Below are 18677 nucleotides of genomic sequence, written 5' to 3' on the forward strand. Positions count from 1 at the left end.
TTATACCCCGATATTCTAAATGACCGAATTACTACTCATAATCTTAACCATCATTCTCAGCGGCTTTTTTTCGGGATCGGAGATCGCCTTTGTCAGTGCCAACCGCTTAAAGCTGGAGATTGAGTCGCGAAAAAACTCTTTGGCAGGTCGCAACGTTAACTATTTTGTTCAGAATCCACAGACATTTCTCACAACAACGCTGGTCGGCAACAATATAATAAATGTAATTTACGCCACGCTGATGACGATATTTTTGGTGGGACCGATTACCGAAATTTATAGCCAGTGGGTAGGGACAATTCCATCAAACGCTACCGTATTGGTTATTCAAACAATAATTGCCTCTGTTATTATCATGCTCTTCGGCGAAATATTGCCTAAAGCATTATTTCGGATCCACGCCGATTGGTGGATAAAAGTTGTGGCCGTACCACAAAAAATATTCAACTGGATATTTCGTCCGTTGATCTATATAGCCGACAAGGCATCGGATTTTATAATCGGACTGATTAATCCAGAAATAGACCGGTCGGGAAGAGTATTCCGCCGCCAGGATGTTGAGCTTATCTTTAGTGAATTGCGTGATACCGGGGGCGAAGATCTCGATAAAGAGGATTCAGAAATTTTGCATAACGTGCTTGAGCTATCGAATAAGCGCGTAAAAGAATCGATGATTCCGCGTACGGATATTGTTGCCGTAGAAAAAAATACAAGCATAGAAGAAACGCTGAAGCTTTTTATTTCCTCGGGATTTTCTAAACTACCTGTTTACCAGGAAAGTATAGATGATATTATCGGGGTGATTTTCGCTTACGATCTGTTTAGCAATCCTAAAAATTTGACTGAGATAATTCGTCCCATAAAGTTGGTGCCGGTATCACAGAAATCAAAAGATCTGCTTTCGGAATTCAGGAGCTCGAATATTTCGGTAGCTGTGGTTATAGACGAATATGGCGGAACAGCCGGAATGGTGACGATCGAAGATCTGCTTGAAGAAGTAGTGGGTGATATTCAGGATGAATATGATACCGAAGAACATTTTGTTAAAAAGCTGTCTGGCAATACTTACATCTTGAGTGGAGGCGTTGAGATTGAGGATTTGATTGCTGAGCACCCCGAAATTGGACTTCCGGAAGAATCAAACGAATATGAAACTGTGGCCGGTTATATTATTAATACGCTTGGCCGGATTCCCAAAGTGAATGAAGAGCTACTGATTGACGGTCATAAATTTATCATTAGCAAAGCCACACCCAGCCGCATCGAAACGGTTAAGTTGGTTGTTATGGAACCGTAAGCAAGTTGGCAGGAGACAGCAGGCGGGTGTGGAGAAAGCAGTGAATAGGAGGGTTTTTTAGCAATGAAATGTAGAAATAGTTTAAATTTTCGGAAATGAAATTTGACATCAATTCCAAAAACCAGCAACCTCTGACAACTGACAACTGACAACTGACAACTGACAACTGACAACTGACAACTGACAACTGACAACTGACAACTGACAACCTGTATGTTCGATCATTATCCCAAATGGGCTCAAGAATTTGCCCAAAAATATCTTAGCCGTACAATAAACCAGTTTATATTGCATGGCAATGTACATGATTTGGTGCCGCTGGAGCGCAAAGAAGGTACGGATTTCGTCCGGCTGAAATCCTTTTTATCTGAGGAGTTTTTTGGGGCCCGGGATTTTGTGATCTTCTATGATCGTTCATCGGGTATTTACTTTCGGGATCAGCAGAGTCAGAAAGATTTTAATCGTGCCCTTTCCGGACGCGACTCGCTGATGGGCACCGACTATGCCAATAATCTGCCCAAGGATCCGGTTCGCGTATTCTCACTTCTTGAGCAGTATTTCCGTGTTCGAATTGATAACAAAAAAAGCATTGCCCTGATTATCGATTACGCGGATACCATAGTGCCAATGAGTGAGGGCGGTACGACCGGATCAGAAGATCGTAACTCACTTGTTTATCTCTCTCGCTGGGCGCACGATCCCATGTTTTTAGCTGCGGACTTTACAACGGTGCTTATCTCTGAAAATATGGCTGATCTGAATAAAACACTGGTTCAGAATCCATATACCAATGATATAAAAATTGATATTCCGGATGAGAAACAGCGGCGGGCATTTATTAACTATGAGCTATCGAGTAATGACTTTGGAGAGGTGTCTGAGGTAAGTGAAAAGGTAGTAGCCCAGCAGACGGCGGGACTTAATTTCATAAATCTGCGAAGTATTATTTCTAATGCCAGGGAAAATCGGCAAAAGATAACGCATGACCGGCTGGCTGACGTAAAAAAAGAACTTATTGAGGCCGAGGCGTATGGATTGCTGGAATTTGTGGAAACCGACTATACGCTCGATAATGTAGCCGGGCACACAAAGGTGAAGAAGCATCTTCGTCAGGCAGTGAAAGCATTGAAAAATGGAAATCAGGATGTAATGCCAATGGGATATCTGGTTTGTGGACCAGTGGGTACGGGAAAAACTTTTATGGTGACCTGTTTCTCAAGCGAGGTAGGTATTCCTATGGTTAAACTCAAAAATTTCCGTAGTCAGTGGCAAGGTGTGACGGAAGGTAACCTGGAAAAGATTCTGGGACTGCTCAAAGCTATGGCTCCAGTTACTGTGATGATCGATGAAGCCGATGCTTATCTTGGTGACCGTGATGCCAGCGGCGACAGTGGTGTATCCAGTCGTGTCTTTTCGCAAATTTCCACATTCATGAGTGATACCCGTAATCGTGGTGAGATTATCTGGTTTTTGATGACGGCACGTCCAGATCTGATGCCTGTTGATCTCAAGCGACAGGGGAGGGCCGAAGAGCACCTGGCACTATTTCCGCCGCACACCAAAGAGGAGCGGATCGAGCTTTTTGAAGTAATGAAAAAGAAAACGGGATTGCAGCTTACGGAAGATTATATCCCACAAGTTATTAAACAGGGACTAAAATCTTTCTCCGGAGCCGATATGGAAGCGGCGCTGACGCGAGCCAAGTTTCGTGCCGCTGCCCAAGATTTGGAAAAAGTTACACCAGAAGTGTTGGATGCCGCTCTTAATGACTTCCTCCCGCCCACCTATCCGGAAGAAGTCGAACTGCAAACGCTCAGTGCCGTTATTGAATGCACATCTAAAGAGCTTCTGCCCGAGCGGTATCAAGAGATGGACCGCGGAGAAATCCTCCAAAAAATTGAAGAGCTGAAATATCGGATCGGCTAGCTCTCCGCACAGTGAAGTAGCTGAAACTCTGTCCTATCATTTTCCTATTCTCCCTGGACTTTCTATAACCCGTTGAATTGTATATACTTACGGACTTTATATTTTCAACCAAAAATTTCAACCATATGGTTGAATCAAATAGTTGAATGACTTAAACTACTATTGAAATCAAAAACATACTGCTTATGACAGACAAAGAACTGGATACCGAAGAACAAATTTTTGAAGCGGCATGTCGTGTTTTTCAGCGGAAGGGATATGCCGGGGCACGCATGCAGGAAATTGCTAATGAGGCGGAAATCAACAAGTCAATGCTGCACTATTATTACCGAAGCAAGGACAAGCTTTTTCAGGAGGTTTTTCAGCGTGAGATAAAGCGTTTATTTCCAGTTATTTTTGGTGTTTTAAATTCGGAAGATAGTCTTACTGAGAAGATTGATCAGCTGATTGATACGTATTATGCCTTTTTACAGGACAATCCGCATTTGGTCCAGTTTGTATTACACGAGATGCATCAGCATCCTGACCGTTTTAAAGATTTTATCGAAAAGGAAAACATCCACCCTCCCAAAAGTTTTCTCATACAGATCCAGAACGAGATAGAGCAGGGGAATATGGATCCGGTTAAACCGGAACAGCTCATGATTAGCATTATCGGGCTAATACTCTTCCCTTTTATTGGAAGAACAATGATAGAAACCATATTTGGGATGGATGAATCCGACTATGTGGAATTTATCAGAGAGCGGAAAGCATTTCTGTCTGACTTTATTTTGAACGCCATTAACTACAAAAGATAATGAAGATACTAATCGTCATCTTTTTAGCGATGGGCAGTTTTCAACAGTCGGCACCGGCTGATTCTATCAGTTTGCAATATTGTTATGAGCAAGCTAAAGAGAACTATCCCATTGCAAAAAACATAGAGCTACAGGAAAAGATTACAGATTTGAATGTTAACATTGCCCAAACGGGATATTATCCGCAAGTAAATGTAGGTGGGCAGGCAAGTTATCAATCGGAAGTGACCAACATTTCATTACCAGGTGGCGCGGGCCCCGCGGCTGTGAGCAAGGATCAATACGAAGCTTCGGTAAGTGTTACGCAGAAGATTTTCAATGGAGGGGCCATAGGTATCCGCAAAAAGTTAGAGGAAGCAAAAGGTGAACAAGAAGTGCATTCCACGGAGGTTGAATTGCATCAGATTCGATCGCAGGTGGATCAGGTGTATTTCGGAATACTATTGTCGCAACAGCAGAGCAGGGTCAATAGCTTGCTTATCGAAGAACTGCAGGAGCGGTTGGAATCTGTCCGTTCCCAGGTAAAAAATGGCGTGCTGTTATCAAGCCAACAATACATTTTGGAAGCTGAACTTATTAAAGCACGTCAGGACTCAGCTCGTATTCAATCCAACATCAGGGGGAATTACCAGGTTTTGAGTGAGCTTATCGGTGAAAAGGTGGAAATTACAACCAGCTTGAAACTACCTGAATTAGAGGTTGATTATCAATCTCTGCAACCCACTCGTACTGAATATGATCTTTTTAATAGTACTCAGAAGATGCTGGAGCAGCAGCAGGAGCTGGCCCGGACAAAAAAAGTACCCAGCATTTCAGCTTTTGGTTCTGCAAACTATGGAAGGCCAGGACTCAATTTCTTGAATGATGATTTTCACGACTATTACATGGTAGGATTAAAGTTGCGCTGGAACCTGTTTGATTTCCTCAACACGAGTCGTGAGATGCAGATTTTACAATTAGAGCAGCGTAAAGTTACTCAGAACCAACAGGCTTTTACAAAACAACTATATGCTTCTCTGGATCGAATTAGTGAGCGGATTTTATCCATCCGAGAGAATATAGAGCGTGACAAGAAGATCGTAGAACTCCGAAATCAGGTAGTGAAAGAAAGTGCAAGTCAGCTCGAAAATGGTGTTATAACCGCAACCGAGTATGTCACAGAATTGACGCAAGCAAACAAGGCAAAGCTGTCTCTTTTTATAAACCGAGTGGAACTTGCAGAGGCACAAATTGAATACCTGACTACGCTCGGTATTCCTATTCAGGGAATAACAAAAAATTAGATAACCCACACATAATCCCTACTACCCGGCAGGGTGGAATATTTCCTGTCGGGTAATTTAAAATAAAGATGAAAAACGTTATGTATCTGATTAGCTCGAGAAAAAATTTTACCGACGGGAAGAGATTCAGTGAGAAAGATCGAGTTCGATACATTGGAGGGCCGAACAGGCAGGTTAGGCTCTCAAGGGATATGCTTCTGTCAAAAGTCGCCTCACAAAACGTCTTGCTGATTATCCATGGTTTCAATAATCCATTTTGCTATGTAGTGCAGGAGTACCTCCGACTTAAAACTCGGTGGTCGCGTCTCCTGGAAAACAAGTACGATTATATCCTGGGATACACTTGGCCAGCTGGAAATTCCGAATTGGATTACTTTCATGCCAAGAAAAATACTGATAAAGCCGCGCAAAGCATGCGGAATTGGCTAATATCACTTACAGAAGCCAACTGCACCATTGATATTATGGGGCATAGTTTGGCTGCGGTGGTGGGGTTTAAAACTCTCAGGAAAGAAGCACCAATTAAAATTAGGAATATTTTTTCCTTTGGTGCCGCGATTTCGAAAGACATCCTTTTAAAGAAAGAAATTCCACCTCAGCTACTAGAAAAGGTACAGAGTCTATATGCTTTTTATAATCGCAATGATGGCATATTAAAATATTGGTTTCGTTTTATTGAATGGGAGCAGGCGCTTGGATATGCAGGTTTATCAGACTTTGAAGGCGCTTTGGAATCGTATGGCAAAGTTCATGTCATTGATTGCAGTGATGTAATCCATAACCACGCCGACTATACCCGCTCACTGTTTGTGAGCAGGTTTCTAGTTGAGGTATTAGAAGGCAAAGAAATCAACCAGATTACAAGTCTCAGGGGGTACGAGAATTCCGAGCCAGAAAAGCAGAGAATTTTAACAAGTGTGGTAAGAGGAAATTAACATGAAAACGCTGCTAACGAAATCTGTTTCAACAATGAAAGATTGGACACAAACTATAAATAATTCCCCAAACCGGGTGCGTCTATTCAAGAAACTACCTTTGAAATTAATGGCATTCTCCTTGTTAGGAATGGTCATTTCCGGATGTAACAATAATGATAAGTCCGATGCCTATGGGCAGTTTGAAGCAACGGAGACAACTATCTCAACAGAAGTGGGAGGGAAGCTCTTGAGCTTTAAAGTTGAAAAAGGATCTGATTTAAGAGCAGATCAGCAAGTTGGATTAGTGGATACGTCAAAACTTGTACTACAGAGAAATGAACTGGAGGCCCGGCTGGAATCTATTGAGGCCAGGATTGAAAATATTAATGCACAGGTGGAGGTGCAGAAAAGTGAGTTGGAAACGGCGCAAAATGATCTCAATCGAATTCAGGCACTTCACAAGGATGGTGCAGCTACAAAAAAACAGCTGGATGATGCGCAGGCCCGTGTTCGCACCATCCACAAACAGATTGATGCGTTGCAAACACAGAAGCAGTCGGTTCGGGCAGAAATAAATGCGACACAAGCACAGATAGCCCAGATCGAAGATCAGATTGAGGATGCCAGAATTATTAATCCCATTAATGGTACGGTGCTTACTACTTTTGTTGAGCCATACGAGCTGGTTCAAAAAGGACAACCGCTATATCAAATCGCCAATCTGGATACGCTGGAATTGCGGATTTATATTAGCGGGGCACAACTTCCGTCCGTAAAATTGGGACAGACGGTGGAAGTGCTAGTGGACAAAAATGCGGAAGAAAATCAGTCAATGACCGGGCGAATTAGCTGGATAGCGTCGGATGCTGAGTTTACACCCAGAATGATACAGACAAAAGAAGAACGAGTCACCCAGGTATATGCTGTCAAAGTTAAAGTTCCGAACCCTAATGGAATTCTAAAAATTGGAATGCCCGGAGAAGTTAATTTTTAATTTCTCTTAGCCGCAGATCATCACCAGGGATTTTTAAAAACTGTTTAAAGAAGCGGTTTATACATGTCATGCTGTCCGCCGGCTGGCGGATCAGCATCTACTGCAACAGATCCTGAAACAAGTTCAGGATGACACAATTTTTATTATGAAGCCAATTAAAGTCCAACATATCAAAAAATCCTACGGCAAGACTGAAGCCGTGAAAGGAATCTCTTTTGAAGTAAATAATGGGGAGCTGTTTGGTTTGATCGGGCCCGATGGCGCCGGGAAAACTACGATTTTCCGTATTTTGACAACATTGTTAAAACCCGATTCCGGCCAGGCAACTGTTCTGGGATTGGACGCTGTCGATGATTACAAGCAGATTCGCCCTCAAGTTGGATATATGCCCGGTCGTTTTTCATTGTACCAGGATCTGTCGGTTGAAGAGAATTTGTCATTTTTTGCATCGGTTTTCGGTACCGCGATCGAAACAAATTATGAGCTAATTAAGCCTATATACAGTCAGCTGGAGCCATTCAAAGATCGTTTGGCGGGTGCATTGTCCGGAGGAATGAAGCAGAAACTTGCGTTGAGCTGTGCCCTTATCCACAAGCCTGAGGTACTGTTTTTAGATGAGCCAACAACTGGTGTGGATGCCGTATCCAGGAAAGAATTCTGGCAGATGCTTCACCGGCTTAAAGATGAAGGAATTACAATTTTGGTTTCCACTCCTTATATGGATGAAGCTGAGCAGTGCGATCGCATAGCATTGATGCAGGAAGGGAAAATTTTATCCATCGATACCCCGGCCAGAATAACTCATCAGTTTGATGAAAAGCTGTGGGCGATTAAAGCCCCGGAAAAATATAAGCTGATCCAGGTACTTCGAGAATATGAATTTGCTGATTCGGTACAGCCCTTTGGCGAATTCGTGCATTATACAGATCAACGATCAGATGTGAGCCCGGCAGAACTAACGTCGTATTTGGCAATACATGGGATCGAAAATCCTGAGGTAAGGGAGATTACCCCTGAAATTGAAGATATGTTTATTCGTTTGATGGAAAAGGAAAAGTAATATGCCACAGATTTACACAGATAAACACCCGATAAATTTTCATCTGTAAGGATCTGTGGCCTGAATTAGAATTAGAAGACTATGGCTGAAGTAGCATTAAAAGCAAATAATCTGACACGAAAATTCGGTGACTTTACCGCCGTCGATCATATTTCGTTTGAGGTTGCACAGGGAGAAATTTTCGGATTTCTCGGAGCCAACGGCGCGGGTAAAACCACCGCGATGCGAATGCTGACAGGATTGCTGGTCCCGACCGAAGGTGAGGCAAAAGTTGCGGGGTATGATGTCTATTCCCAGGCTGAACAGATTAAAAGAAAGATCGGGTATATGAGTCAGAAGTTTTCGCTCTATGAGGATCTGACGGTGCGTGAAAATATTCGTCTCTACGGCGGGATTTATGGTCTTTCGAGTCAGGAAATTAAACAGAAATCCGGGGAGCTTGTTACAATGCTCAATATGAAAGAGCTTCAAAACAAAAAAATTGGCTCGCTGCCGCTTGGATGGAAGCAGAAGCTGGCTTTCTCTGTGGCGCTTCTTCATAATCCCAAAATTATTTTCTTGGATGAACCAACGGGCGGCGTTGATCCCATAACACGTCGGCAGTTCTGGGAACAGATCTACAAAGTAGCTGATGATGGCACGACCGTCTTTGTGACGACACACTATATGGATGAAGCCGAATATTGCGATCGTGTTTCCATTATGGTCGACGGTAGGATTGATGCGTTGGATACGCCGGCTGGACTGAAAAAGAAATTTAATGCTGATGATATCGAAGAGGTATTTATTGAACTGGCAAGAGGTGCAAAACGCAGTGATTAATCAACCACTAAGACACTTATATCATTAAGAAAATAACTAAGTGTCCTTAGTGCCAAAGTGGTAAAAATAATGCAATCATTCATAGGTTTTGTCATAAAAGAATTCAAGCAGATCTACCGTGATAAACGGACGCTGCTTGTGCTGTTCGGGATGCCGATTATCCAGATGCTGCTGTTTGGATTTGCTATTCGCAATGAAGTGCAAAATGCAGAAGTAATGGTTCTGGATGCCTCACATGACCAGGTGACACGGCAGATTATAAGCAAGATTGACGCCTCAAAATATTTTACGGTTGAGGGACAGATTCAGCGTTATGAAGATATTGAAACTCTTTTTCAGCAGGGAGAAGTTGACGAAGTACTGGTTTTTGAATCTGATTTTGCCCGCAAACTGCAGCGGGGAGAGGGGCCCACTGTAAATATTATTACCGATGCCTCCAATCCAAATCTGGCACAGCTCATCCAGCAGTACTCCGAATCGATTATTGTGGATTACCAGCAAAGTTCAGGGGAGAGACCGGAGATCGAAAGAGGTGGCATTACCATGAGTGCAAATATGCTTTTCAATCCCGAGCTCGAAAGTGTAAACTTGTTTGTGCCCGGACTCATCGCCGTCATTTTGATGCTCATTTCTGCACTAATGACCTCTATCTCCATCACCCGTGAAAAAGAGATGGGCAATATGGAAATTTTACTCGTTTCGCCACTTCGTCCGGGTCAGATCATCATAGGAAAAGTACTGCCCTATTTAGTACTATCTTTCATAAACGTATTAACCATTTTGGCGCTGGCCCGCTGGGTATTTGATGTTCCTTTTAGGGGATCATACAGCCTTTTCCTGGCTGAATCTCTGCTATTTATTTTTACTGCCTTGGCGTTGGGTGTATTTATTTCTGCGAAAGCTAACGATCAGCAGACGGCAATGATGGCATCACTGGCAGGTTTGCTGCTGCCGACGGTTTTGCTCTCGGGATTTATTTTCCCGATTTCGAGCATGCCGATGATTTTGCAGTGGATTAGCAATCTTATTCCCGCGCGCTGGTTCCTGGTGATTGTCCGGAGTATCATGCTTAAAGATTCTAGCTTGCTGTTCCTGTGGAAGGAAACGCTGATTCTGCTCGTGATGACGTTAGGATTCATCGCACTTAGCATCAAGAATTTTAAAGTGAGATTGGAGTAAAATTGTTGATTTATGAATTAATGAATGATGTTGATTCAGTAATTCAACAATTCAATAAATTAAATATCAATAACTTCAAAATGAGAATAATAAAGTTTTTACTTCAAAAAGAATTCCTCCAGATTTTCCGCAACAAGGGAATGCTACCCATTATCTTCTTAATGCCTGTTGTGCAGCTGGTTGTTCTCTCTTTTGCCGCTACCTATGAGCTCCGTGAAGTTCAGTTCCACCTTGTGGATTTTGATCAGTCAGAAGCTTCTCGACAACTGGTGCAGAAATTCCAGGCATCAGGATACTTCACCCTGCAAGATCGTTCCTTTGATACTGATGACGGAATTGAAAAGATGCGGAGCAATGATGTGCGAATGAGCTTAGTCATTCCTAGAAATTTCCAGCGTGACCTCTCGGCCGGAAAGCCCACTAGTGTACAGATGAATATTGATGCCGTAGATGGTGCTACTGCCGGGCTCATCCAGGGATATGGACGCTCCATTATTCAGGACTTTAACTCCGATATCCAACCAATAGTAGAAAATATTCAGCTCTCTAATCGGCAAGAGATCGATATCATTACCGCCAGCTGGTACAATCCAAACCTGGATTATATCAACTATATGGTGCCGGGTATCCTGGTCGTGCTGGTGTCGATGATCGGCATGTTTTTGTCGGGAATGAATATTGTTCGTGAACGGGAGATCGGTACGATCGAACAGCTCAATGTAACACCAATAAAGCGTTACCAGTTTATCACCGGTAAGTTATTACCGTTTTGGATTATTGCTTTGTTTGAACTGGCTGTGGGACTAGTCATCGCCCGGTATGGATTTGGAATTCCTTTCGTGGGGAGTGTGTGGCTGCTTTTTGGTATCGCAGGAATATTTATGCTTGTAGTACAGGGAATCGGACTGTTTATATCTACAGTCACGAACACTCAGCAACAAGCGATGTTTATTGCATGGTTTTTAATGGTGGTGTTTATCCTTATGGGCGGATTGTTTACTCCCATAGAAAGCATGCCGAATTGGGCTCGCGAATTAACGTTGTTAAATCCCATAGCTCATTTTATTGATATTATGCGGATGGTGTTGCTGAAAGGAGCGGGGTGGGCCGAAGTACAGCATCTGGCGGGAATACTCGGACTGATGGCGGCAATTATTCTACCCGCAGCCATTTTCCGTTATCGTAAATCAACGGCATAGAACCGCAGAACAAGCAAATTCGAACCGCAGAATGTTGAGTTGGAGTCCCTTTTTTATATTATCAGCGGTAATCTGTTCAACCAGTGTTCTCCGCGTTCTATCATTCATAATTCCTTGTTCAAAATTATTCGGTTCCCAAAGTTTTGCTTTCATTAAAGGATATATTCTGATATTCTATCAGCTTTACTGAGTTTAATAGCAGCAGCAAGAATATGGCAGATAGATTAGAAGAAATACGAAAATTACTGGATCAAACGGATAAGAAGATTATTGATGCACTGGCAAAGCGGCAGGAATTGGTGCGTGAAGTATCAGAGTTTAAAATCAATGACAAAAAACATATCCGTGATAGGAATCGAGAAGAAGAACTTTTGGCAAAAATTAACAAGCTAGCTCGTGAAGCTGGGCTTGATCGTTATTTCGCCGAACAGTTGTTTAAAGATATCATTCATCATTCTGTACGTTTTCAGACTCATTCGCTGGTCGATCACCAGAATGCTCGTAAGGATGCTGATACTGTGAGCGTAGCTTATCAGGGAACGGATGGTGCATTTAGTCATCAGGCAGCTATTCGTCATTTTGAAGAGCGATACGACGAAGTCCACTGCTTCGGCTATGATACCTTTCGCCAAGCTGCAGAAGCGGTAGAAAATCAAGAAGTGGATTATGCTATCCTGCCGATAGAAAATACCACTGCCGGATCTATTAATGAGACTTATGACATTCTGGGAGATGATCAACTTCATATAGTAGGCGAGGAAGCCATTCGGGTAATTCATTGCTTACTGACACTTGAGAAAGTATCACCGGTCCGTATTCGACGTATTATTTCGCATCCACAGGCTATTGCCCAGTGCAGTAACTTTTTGGCCAATCTGCATGACTGCAAAGTAGAGTCATATATCGATACGGCGATGTCGGCAAAAAAAGTGCTTGAAGACGGTGATCTCTCACAAGCAGCTATTGCTGGAAGTTATGCGGCTGATATTTATGGGCTTGAAATTCTAGAACGAGATTTGGCTAACCAACCGGAGAATTTCACTCGTTTTGTTGTAGTAGCTCGAAAGCCTGTTGAAGTGGATACGCAGATTCCTTGCAAAACCTCATTACTGATGGTAACAACGCATGAACAGGGAGCTCTTGTTGGTTGCCTTAATATTATTGCCGATCACGGGATTGATATGACAAAACTTGAATCGCGTCCCAAGCCCAATGAGCCCTGGAAATATCAGTTTTATCTGGATATTGAGGGGAATATTGCCAATCCTGATACGCGTGTTGCCCTTGAAGAACTGGAACGCAAAGCCAGTTCACTGAAAGTGCTCGGTTGCTACCCGGCACAGGTAGGCAATGGCGATGAATAAGTTGAGAAGTTGATTTGTGGTCACAGATATTCACAGGTCAAAAACGGATTTAATCTCTGTTTATATCTCTGCAAATCTGTGGCTAAATATTTATCCGCGTATATCTGCGGCTCGAACTAAAAATGAATCTCACCGGCAGAACCGCTGCCATTTCCCCTGTGCCAATTTTGATAGTAGCGAATAAGATTAGAAACAGAATATATGAGCAGAAATGTGGCTATCAGGTATGCTACGGAATCTGGGTTGGCGACAATGAGTATGGCAATGATTAGAGTGATCATTCCCAGTAATACAAATTGGAAGCCGAACAAAAATATCAGTCCGAAAACGCCAAGGAATGCGGCAAAAGTGATGGGGATTAACTCCGGAAATATAAAAATGATAGTTCCTGCAACAATCGGCACTGCGGCTAAGGTGGCCGGTATCCGAAAAGTGATAAACAATAGTCCCAGTGCAATAAGATACCCACCCGCAATTAAATACAGAAAATTGGGATAGATTACTGTTAAAATCCCCGTTGCCAGTGCAAGAAGTGCATTCCAGATCTGTCGCTGACGTGTTTTGTATTGAACCTGAATCCGATATTGTTCAAGCATAAGCTGGTAGTTTAATCAGACTGTCATTACTTCATTATACAATTTTATTTCTTGTCTCGCAGATGTTGGATGCCAACCAGATTATCACAGATGATCAAAGATATATTAATGTTCTGTTGTGGAAAGCACTTCACATGTCATCTGTCCAGAAAGCTTTCGGATCAGCATCTGTAGATATCTGTGTTATTAGAAGCTCTATTTTGATTTCTTGCATCAGATCCTGATCCGCCAGTCGTCGGACAGGATGACACAAAATTAAACTTCATTATCGGAATTAACTGACAATGAATTTACGTAGGCCGGGCGGCTTGCCCGGCTGGTCGGACAGCCTGTTCGACCTACACATTTCGGTTTTGTTAGAGGAATTATTTTTCCATTCCGATTTATCTCATTCTCAAGCTTCAGCTTGGGAATGTCTGGCGTTCCGCACCGGAGGTACGGACAAGATTGGTTCTATACACATGCTGCCTAAAATGTAGAATTCGTATGTCATCTCAATTAATCTCTGCTTCTCCATCTTTCCATTCTAGTAAAGCCTCTTTTTCAGTCTCAAAATCATCACTCGATTGAATCCATTTATTACCCTGCCAGACGCGTGAATATCCCTGTTCCAGAGGTGCATTGGGATTTTTTAGCTCCAGCCGGTGTCGTAGCGCATTCAATTTTTCGCGGTTTTGCATGAACTGTACTTCGCGTTTGTGTTGCAGCCGGTCAGTGAGGTAGTTCACCTTTTCATGGAGATTGTTCACTTTCTGTTTTACCGCCATCAGGGCATGAGATTCTACAAGTTTTTTGATGGCTTCTTTGTGATCAGAGACTCGTCTATCCATAATATCATGCAGCCGGGTTGAGAGATCATCGGTAAACATGCGGACTTCATTGATATCAGGAGTGGCCAAAGTAGCAGCTTGCGTTGGTGTTGCAGCCCGGGCATCGGCCACAAAATCGCAAATGCTAAAATCCACTTCATGTCCTACTGCGCTTATAGTAGGAACTTTGCAGTTGAAGAGCGCACGGGCTACGGCTTCTTCGTTAAAAGGCCAGAGGTCCTCGAGTGATCCGCCGCCGCGACCAATGATCAATAAGTCTACATTCTGTTTTTGAGAGAACCAGTTTATTGCTTTTACCAGCTCCGGCGCGGCATTGACTCCCTGCACGCTTGCGTGATGCAATAACACGTCTGCCATAGGCCAACGGCGTTCCAGCGTATCTGTAATATCATGAAAAGCGGCGCCCGTTGCTGAGGTAATCACACCTATTCTGAATGGAAATTTGGGCAGGGGCTTTTTGTGGATATCATCAAATAATCCTTCTTTTTTCAGTTTCTTTTTTAGTTTTTCGAACGCCTCCTGCAGCGCTCCTTTTCCGGCCTGTTCCACCGATCGTACAATCAGCTGGTATTTGCCGTGTGGGGGATAAACCTGGATATCGCCACCTGCGATAATATGCTGCCCGTCAACCAGTTCAACGTTGAGCCTGCGGGCAGTACTGCTCCAGATAACACACGAAAGCTGTGCATCTTCATCCTTAAGCGTAAAATAGGTATGTCCGTTCCGGCTGGTGGAGGCATTACTGATTTCACCCTCCACTTTGATATCCAGAAAGTTGCCTTCTAAAATGACTTTTATCTCCTGCGTCAGCTCGGAGACAGTGAGTGTTTGCGGAGTAAAAAGGTCTGCTTGTGACATGCACAGTGTATCAGTTAATAGTGATCAGTTATCAGTTTTTGGGTACGGTTGTTAAGTCCCTGTACCTTATTTAAAGAGTATTAAGAGGCAATCTGTTAAATCAGTGAAATCAACTTCATCAGCTCTATGCTTTTTGTATATTAGCATCAAAAATAACGGAAAGTTTTTATGAGTTACACTCCAAATTTACTTTTGAAAAATGTACGTCCTGTCGGGACTGATTTTGACGGATCTGAAACGGTTGATATCCGAATTAAGGATGGAATAATTTCAGAAATTGGCAATGAATTAGATCCCAAAGAGGAAGATGAAGAAGTACATGACGGGGACGGTGTTTATGTTTCGGCCGGATGGATTGATATGCATGTCCACCTGCGTGAACCGGGATATGAACACAAAGAGACGATCAAAACCGGGTGTAGTGCTGCAGCGTTTGGAGGATTTACCGAAGTAGCTTGTATGCCCAATACGAATCCGCCGATTCATACGCGCGATGTGGTAGAGTTCATCAAAAAAGAAGCTGCGGATTTACCGGTTGAGGTGCATCCCATTGGTTGTGTCTCCAAAGAGCGGGAGGGTGATTCAATTGCTGAGATGGCAGATATGAAAGAGGGTGGAGCAGTGGCTTTCAGCGATGATGGTGATCCGGTGTTTAATTCGCAGCTGATGCGAGTGGCGCTGGAGTATTCTTCGATGCTGAATATGCCGATCATCAACCACGAAGAAGATCTGAAGCTTTCGCGTCCGGGACACATGAACGAGGGCAAGGTTTCGGCGCGACTCGGCATCGATGGGACACCCGGCATTGCCGAAGAGACGATGATTGCCCGCGATATTTTGCTGGCTGAATATACCGGCGGACATATTCACGTGGCACATATCAGTACCGCCAAAGCGGTAGATCTGGTGCGAGAAGCCAAGGCCAGGGGAATCAATATTACCACGGAAGTTTGTCCGCATCATTTTGATCTGACGGATGAGGAAATTGAGCGCCGCAATTTTGATACAAATGTGAAAATGCATCCACCGCTTCGTACACAAGAAGATGTCGATGCAATGATTGAAGGACTGGCCGACGGTACGATAGATGTAATTTGCACAGATCATGCTCCTCACGCCATTCAGGAAAAAGAGGTAGAGTTTGTTTATGCTCCCAATGGTATTATTGGATTAGAAACAGCCTGGAGCGTGAGCGTGCGGCGATTGCTCGATTCCGGAGTATTATCTCTGCGCGAGCTGATTGAGAAATTCGTTGAAAGACCGCGTGAAATCCTCAATCTAGAAGTTCCTGAAATTGAAGAAGGTGTGAATGCAAACTTGACGCTATTCAATACTGATGAAGAGTGGACCTATACTGAAGAGGTGGTGCATTCCAAATCGACGAACTCTCCTTATCTCGGTGATACCATGCTGGGACGAGCGGAGGCCATTTATAACAAGAATCACTTCGTGATAAATAATATATAGAATGAAACTGCCGGCTGATCGTTATTGAGTTCTAAAATCTCAACGACATGATAACCTCTTTGCATCATTACTTAACTAGTACTCTTTTACTGTTTTTGTTCCTTGGCGCTGTTGCTAACGCTCAGCAGATTCCTGATGCCGAGTTTGGCAGTGTTCCCGATTCTTTATTCGAGATGCAATCTCCAAGTGGCGAGGAGTTTTCACACCAGATAGTAAATAAAGAGCTTGATATTTCTTTTCGGGAAACAGAGGGATCGATTATTGCTGTTCTGCAGTATCATGTACGCCGGAAAGTTTTTGATGCAGAAGATCCAGAAGCTTCCATCATTACTATCCCGTACTATTTTGAAAATAATATGGAACAGATTATGTCTATTGAGGGATACACCCATCTACCCTCAGGAAAACAGATTCCGTTGCAAGAGCAGGACATTCGCACTATCAATATAAATCCACGATATAATGTAAAAGAGTTTGGGATGCCGGCAGTAGAAGAAGGAGCCGTAGTGGAATACCGCTATGAGATTCAGCGCCGGTATATCGAGGAGCTGCCCGATTTTTTTCTGTCCCACCAGGTACCAACATCGAATGCGAAAGTGACGATTACGTATCCTAAATATTTGCGGTACCAGGCACATATTGAAAATTATGACGGCCAACTTCAGAATGATATTGTCTACACTGATACCAGCTCGGTCCCTAAAGTTTTTACTGTGCCTCAGCCGCCGCCGGTGGTAACAGAACGATGGATCGCCCGTGATGTCCCGGCAGTTACTGAGGAAGCATTTATTTCGTCGCTGGATGATTATCGGGGCAAAATACAGTTTATGCTCAGTGAATTTGGTAATCCGCGTCAGCAGTTGGAGAACAGCTGGGAGGTTGTGGTAGCTCGCATGCGTGAAAAGACAAATCCGTGGGAGCAAATCAGTCAAAATAAAATGGCCGAGGCGAAAGGAGATTCTATCGCCCGTTCATTGAATGAGCATACCAAAGAGGTTATTCAGGATAGCATATTTCATTATTTGAATCGCCGGGTTAATTTTTCGGGATCACATACTCCCTATAGCAGTATGCGAGGTGAAGCGGTAATTGGCGGGCAGTCAGCAGATCAGGCAGCTATAAACCAAACGCTGATTGCTATGCTTCGTGGAGCGGGAATCGAGGCCGATCCGGTGGTTACATCAACGCGCGAGGCGGGGAAAATTAATATGGATTTCCCATCCTTTTATCAATTTAACGGGCAGCTGGTACGATCTGAGATTGCGGGCCAATATTATTTTATGGATGCAAGCTTTCCTCATAGCTATCCGGGTTTAGTCCCCTCTGATACGTATGGCAGTCGAGGAATTGTATTCGAACAAAATGACTACAAATGGATCAATATTGAACCTGCAGAAAGTAAATTTGAGCTCCAGGTAATTATTGATGCCCAACTTGATCCTGATGGTACGCTGAAGGGTAAAGTTGATGCCACACATCGGGGATATCCGGCCCAGCTTGTACGTCGTCAGAAAGCTGACGGGAGTGGCAATGCAGAAATTTTACAGCAAACGCTTTTTGACGGTTATCCTCAAGTAATATTAAATGATGTTAGCATTGATAATATTGATAAAATCGGAGAGCCTATTGAAATTTCAGGTCACTTTGAAATTCCAAACTATGCAACCAGTTTTACCGACGGACTCAAATTCAGACCGATGATCGTTGGGTATCGTTCAGAAAATCCTTTCGATGAAGCCACCAGAAAGTTCCCAATCACATTAGATTCGCCCGAAAAACTAGATGTTTCCTATTCTATAACATTGCCGTCGGGATATTCGGTGGATGAAGGGCGACAGAATGAATCACTGAATTTTGTGGGTGCCGAATTCAGGGAACAATACGATATGAATCAAGGCAGATTAGATTATGGATATGAGATCGATATTTCGCAGAAAGAATTTTCTGCCGACTATTTTCCACAGCTTTATGAGCTATATAAGCACTGGACCGAGTTAAGTAATACAGCCTGGTTGATAGAGGACTGATTTTCTGGTTTTATTCGTCGGATGAGTAGTCGGACACTGTCTTGGTGCGGAGTGACGA

The 18677-nt window shown here is 43.3% G+C and carries 15 protein-coding genes; 13 read left to right on the forward strand and 2 right to left on the reverse strand.

Features of this window, described 5'->3' with window-relative positions; all coding sequences use genetic code 11:
* The first annotated feature begins 19 nt into the window (after positions 1-19).
* The 11 genes from ACT3ID_RS12335 to pheA all read left to right on the forward strand — a co-directional run bounded on the left by ACT3ID_RS12335 (position 20) and on the right by pheA (position 12841).
* Positions 20-1297, forward strand: a complete 1278-nt coding sequence (locus tag ACT3ID_RS12335; RefSeq protein ID WP_491542348.1) for a hemolysin family protein — start codon at positions 20-22, stop codon at positions 1295-1297.
* Between the two features lie 213 nt (positions 1298-1510).
* Positions 1511-3223, forward strand: a complete 1713-nt coding sequence (locus ACT3ID_RS12340) for an ATP-binding protein (RefSeq protein ID WP_491542349.1) — start codon at positions 1511-1513, stop codon at positions 3221-3223.
* Positions 3224-3408: 185 nt separating this feature from the next.
* The gene (locus ACT3ID_RS12345) at positions 3409-4023 is read left to right on the forward strand and encodes a TetR/AcrR family transcriptional regulator (protein ID WP_491542350.1); all 615 of its coding nucleotides are present in this window, start codon (positions 3409-3411) and stop codon (positions 4021-4023) included.
* A complete protein-coding gene (locus tag ACT3ID_RS12350; protein ID WP_491542351.1) occupies positions 4023-5306 on the forward strand; it encodes a TolC family protein in 1284 nt (427 codons plus the stop codon). Before ACT3ID_RS12345 ends, ACT3ID_RS12350 begins: the two co-directional genes overlap by 1 nt.
* Positions 5307-5497: 191 nt before the next feature.
* The gene (locus tag ACT3ID_RS12355) at positions 5498-6241 is read left to right on the forward strand and encodes an alpha/beta hydrolase (RefSeq protein ID WP_491542352.1); all 744 of its coding nucleotides are present in this window, start codon (positions 5498-5500) and stop codon (positions 6239-6241) included.
* Between the two features lies 1 nt (position 6242).
* Positions 6243-7217 carry an HlyD family secretion protein gene (locus tag ACT3ID_RS12360; RefSeq protein ID WP_491542353.1) on the forward strand — a complete coding sequence of 325 codons (975 nt, stop codon included), beginning with the start codon at positions 6243-6245 and terminating at the stop codon, positions 7215-7217.
* A 145-nt stretch (positions 7218-7362) separates the two neighbouring features.
* Positions 7363-8277 carry an ABC transporter ATP-binding protein gene (locus ACT3ID_RS12365; RefSeq protein WP_491542354.1) on the forward strand — a complete coding sequence of 305 codons (915 nt, stop codon included), beginning with the start codon at positions 7363-7365 and terminating at the stop codon, positions 8275-8277.
* A gap of 81 nt (positions 8278-8358) precedes the next feature.
* Positions 8359-9099 carry an ABC transporter ATP-binding protein gene (locus ACT3ID_RS12370; protein ID WP_491542355.1) on the forward strand — a complete coding sequence of 247 codons (741 nt, stop codon included), beginning with the start codon at positions 8359-8361 and terminating at the stop codon, positions 9097-9099.
* A gap of 69 nt (positions 9100-9168) precedes the next feature.
* The gene (locus ACT3ID_RS12375; protein WP_491542356.1) at positions 9169-10278 is read left to right on the forward strand and encodes an ABC transporter permease; all 1110 of its coding nucleotides are present in this window, start codon (positions 9169-9171) and stop codon (positions 10276-10278) included.
* A gap of 80 nt (positions 10279-10358) precedes the next feature.
* Positions 10359-11477, forward strand: a complete 1119-nt coding sequence (locus ACT3ID_RS12380; RefSeq protein ID WP_491542357.1) for an ABC transporter permease — start codon at positions 10359-10361, stop codon at positions 11475-11477.
* 212 nt (positions 11478-11689) lie between these two features.
* Positions 11690-12841 carry a prephenate dehydratase gene (pheA, locus tag ACT3ID_RS12385; protein ID WP_491542358.1) on the forward strand — a complete coding sequence of 384 codons (1152 nt, stop codon included), beginning with the start codon at positions 11690-11692 and terminating at the stop codon, positions 12839-12841.
* Positions 12842-12957: 116 nt separating this feature from the next.
* Here pheA and ACT3ID_RS12390 read toward each other — a convergent pair whose 3' ends face one another.
* Complete coding sequence (locus ACT3ID_RS12390) at positions 12958-13437, reverse strand: hypothetical protein (RefSeq protein WP_491542359.1); 480 nt, start codon at positions 13435-13437, stop codon at positions 12958-12960.
* Between the two features lie 494 nt (positions 13438-13931).
* Complete coding sequence (gene xseA / locus ACT3ID_RS12395; RefSeq protein ID WP_491542360.1) at positions 13932-15125, reverse strand: exodeoxyribonuclease VII large subunit; 1194 nt, start codon at positions 15123-15125, stop codon at positions 13932-13934.
* A gap of 168 nt (positions 15126-15293) precedes the next feature.
* On the opposite strand from xseA, the gene ACT3ID_RS12400 reads away from it, so the two are divergent.
* A complete protein-coding gene (locus ACT3ID_RS12400) occupies positions 15294-16592 on the forward strand; it encodes a dihydroorotase (protein ID WP_491542361.1) in 1299 nt (432 codons plus the stop codon).
* A gap of 47 nt (positions 16593-16639) precedes the next feature.
* Positions 16640-18619 carry a DUF3858 domain-containing protein gene (locus ACT3ID_RS12405; protein WP_491542362.1) on the forward strand — a complete coding sequence of 660 codons (1980 nt, stop codon included), beginning with the start codon at positions 16640-16642 and terminating at the stop codon, positions 18617-18619.
* Positions 18620-18677 lie beyond the last annotated feature (58 nt).

Source organism: Fodinibius sp. GM108 (genome assembly GCF_058386985.1).

Coding starts and splice junctions, on each gene's coding strand:
- ACT3ID_RS12335 (WP_491542348.1), top strand. CDS start 20: ATGACCGAATTACTACTCATAATCTTAACCATCATTCTCAGCGGCTTT.
- ACT3ID_RS12340 (WP_491542349.1), top strand. CDS start 1,511: ATGTTCGATCATTATCCCAAATGGGCTCAAGAATTTGCCCAAAAATAT.
- ACT3ID_RS12345 (WP_491542350.1), top strand. CDS start 3,409: ATGACAGACAAAGAACTGGATACCGAAGAACAAATTTTTGAAGCGGCA.
- ACT3ID_RS12350 (WP_491542351.1), top strand. CDS start 4,023: ATGAAGATACTAATCGTCATCTTTTTAGCGATGGGCAGTTTTCAACAG.
- ACT3ID_RS12355 (WP_491542352.1), top strand. CDS start 5,498: ATGCTTCTGTCAAAAGTCGCCTCACAAAACGTCTTGCTGATTATCCAT.
- ACT3ID_RS12360 (WP_491542353.1), top strand. CDS start 6,243: ATGAAAACGCTGCTAACGAAATCTGTTTCAACAATGAAAGATTGGACA.
- ACT3ID_RS12365 (WP_491542354.1), top strand. CDS start 7,363: ATGAAGCCAATTAAAGTCCAACATATCAAAAAATCCTACGGCAAGACT.
- ACT3ID_RS12370 (WP_491542355.1), top strand. CDS start 8,359: ATGGCTGAAGTAGCATTAAAAGCAAATAATCTGACACGAAAATTCGGT.
- ACT3ID_RS12375 (WP_491542356.1), top strand. CDS start 9,169: ATGCAATCATTCATAGGTTTTGTCATAAAAGAATTCAAGCAGATCTAC.
- ACT3ID_RS12380 (WP_491542357.1), top strand. CDS start 10,359: ATGAGAATAATAAAGTTTTTACTTCAAAAAGAATTCCTCCAGATTTTC.
- pheA (WP_491542358.1), top strand. CDS start 11,690: ATGGCAGATAGATTAGAAGAAATACGAAAATTACTGGATCAAACGGAT.
- ACT3ID_RS12390 (WP_491542359.1), bottom strand. CDS start 13,437: ATGCTTGAACAATATCGGATTCAGGTTCAATACAAAACACGTCAGCGA.
- xseA (WP_491542360.1), bottom strand. CDS start 15,125: ATGTCACAAGCAGACCTTTTTACTCCGCAAACACTCACTGTCTCCGAG.
- ACT3ID_RS12400 (WP_491542361.1), top strand. CDS start 15,294: ATGAGTTACACTCCAAATTTACTTTTGAAAAATGTACGTCCTGTCGGG.
- ACT3ID_RS12405 (WP_491542362.1), top strand. CDS start 16,640: ATGATAACCTCTTTGCATCATTACTTAACTAGTACTCTTTTACTGTTT.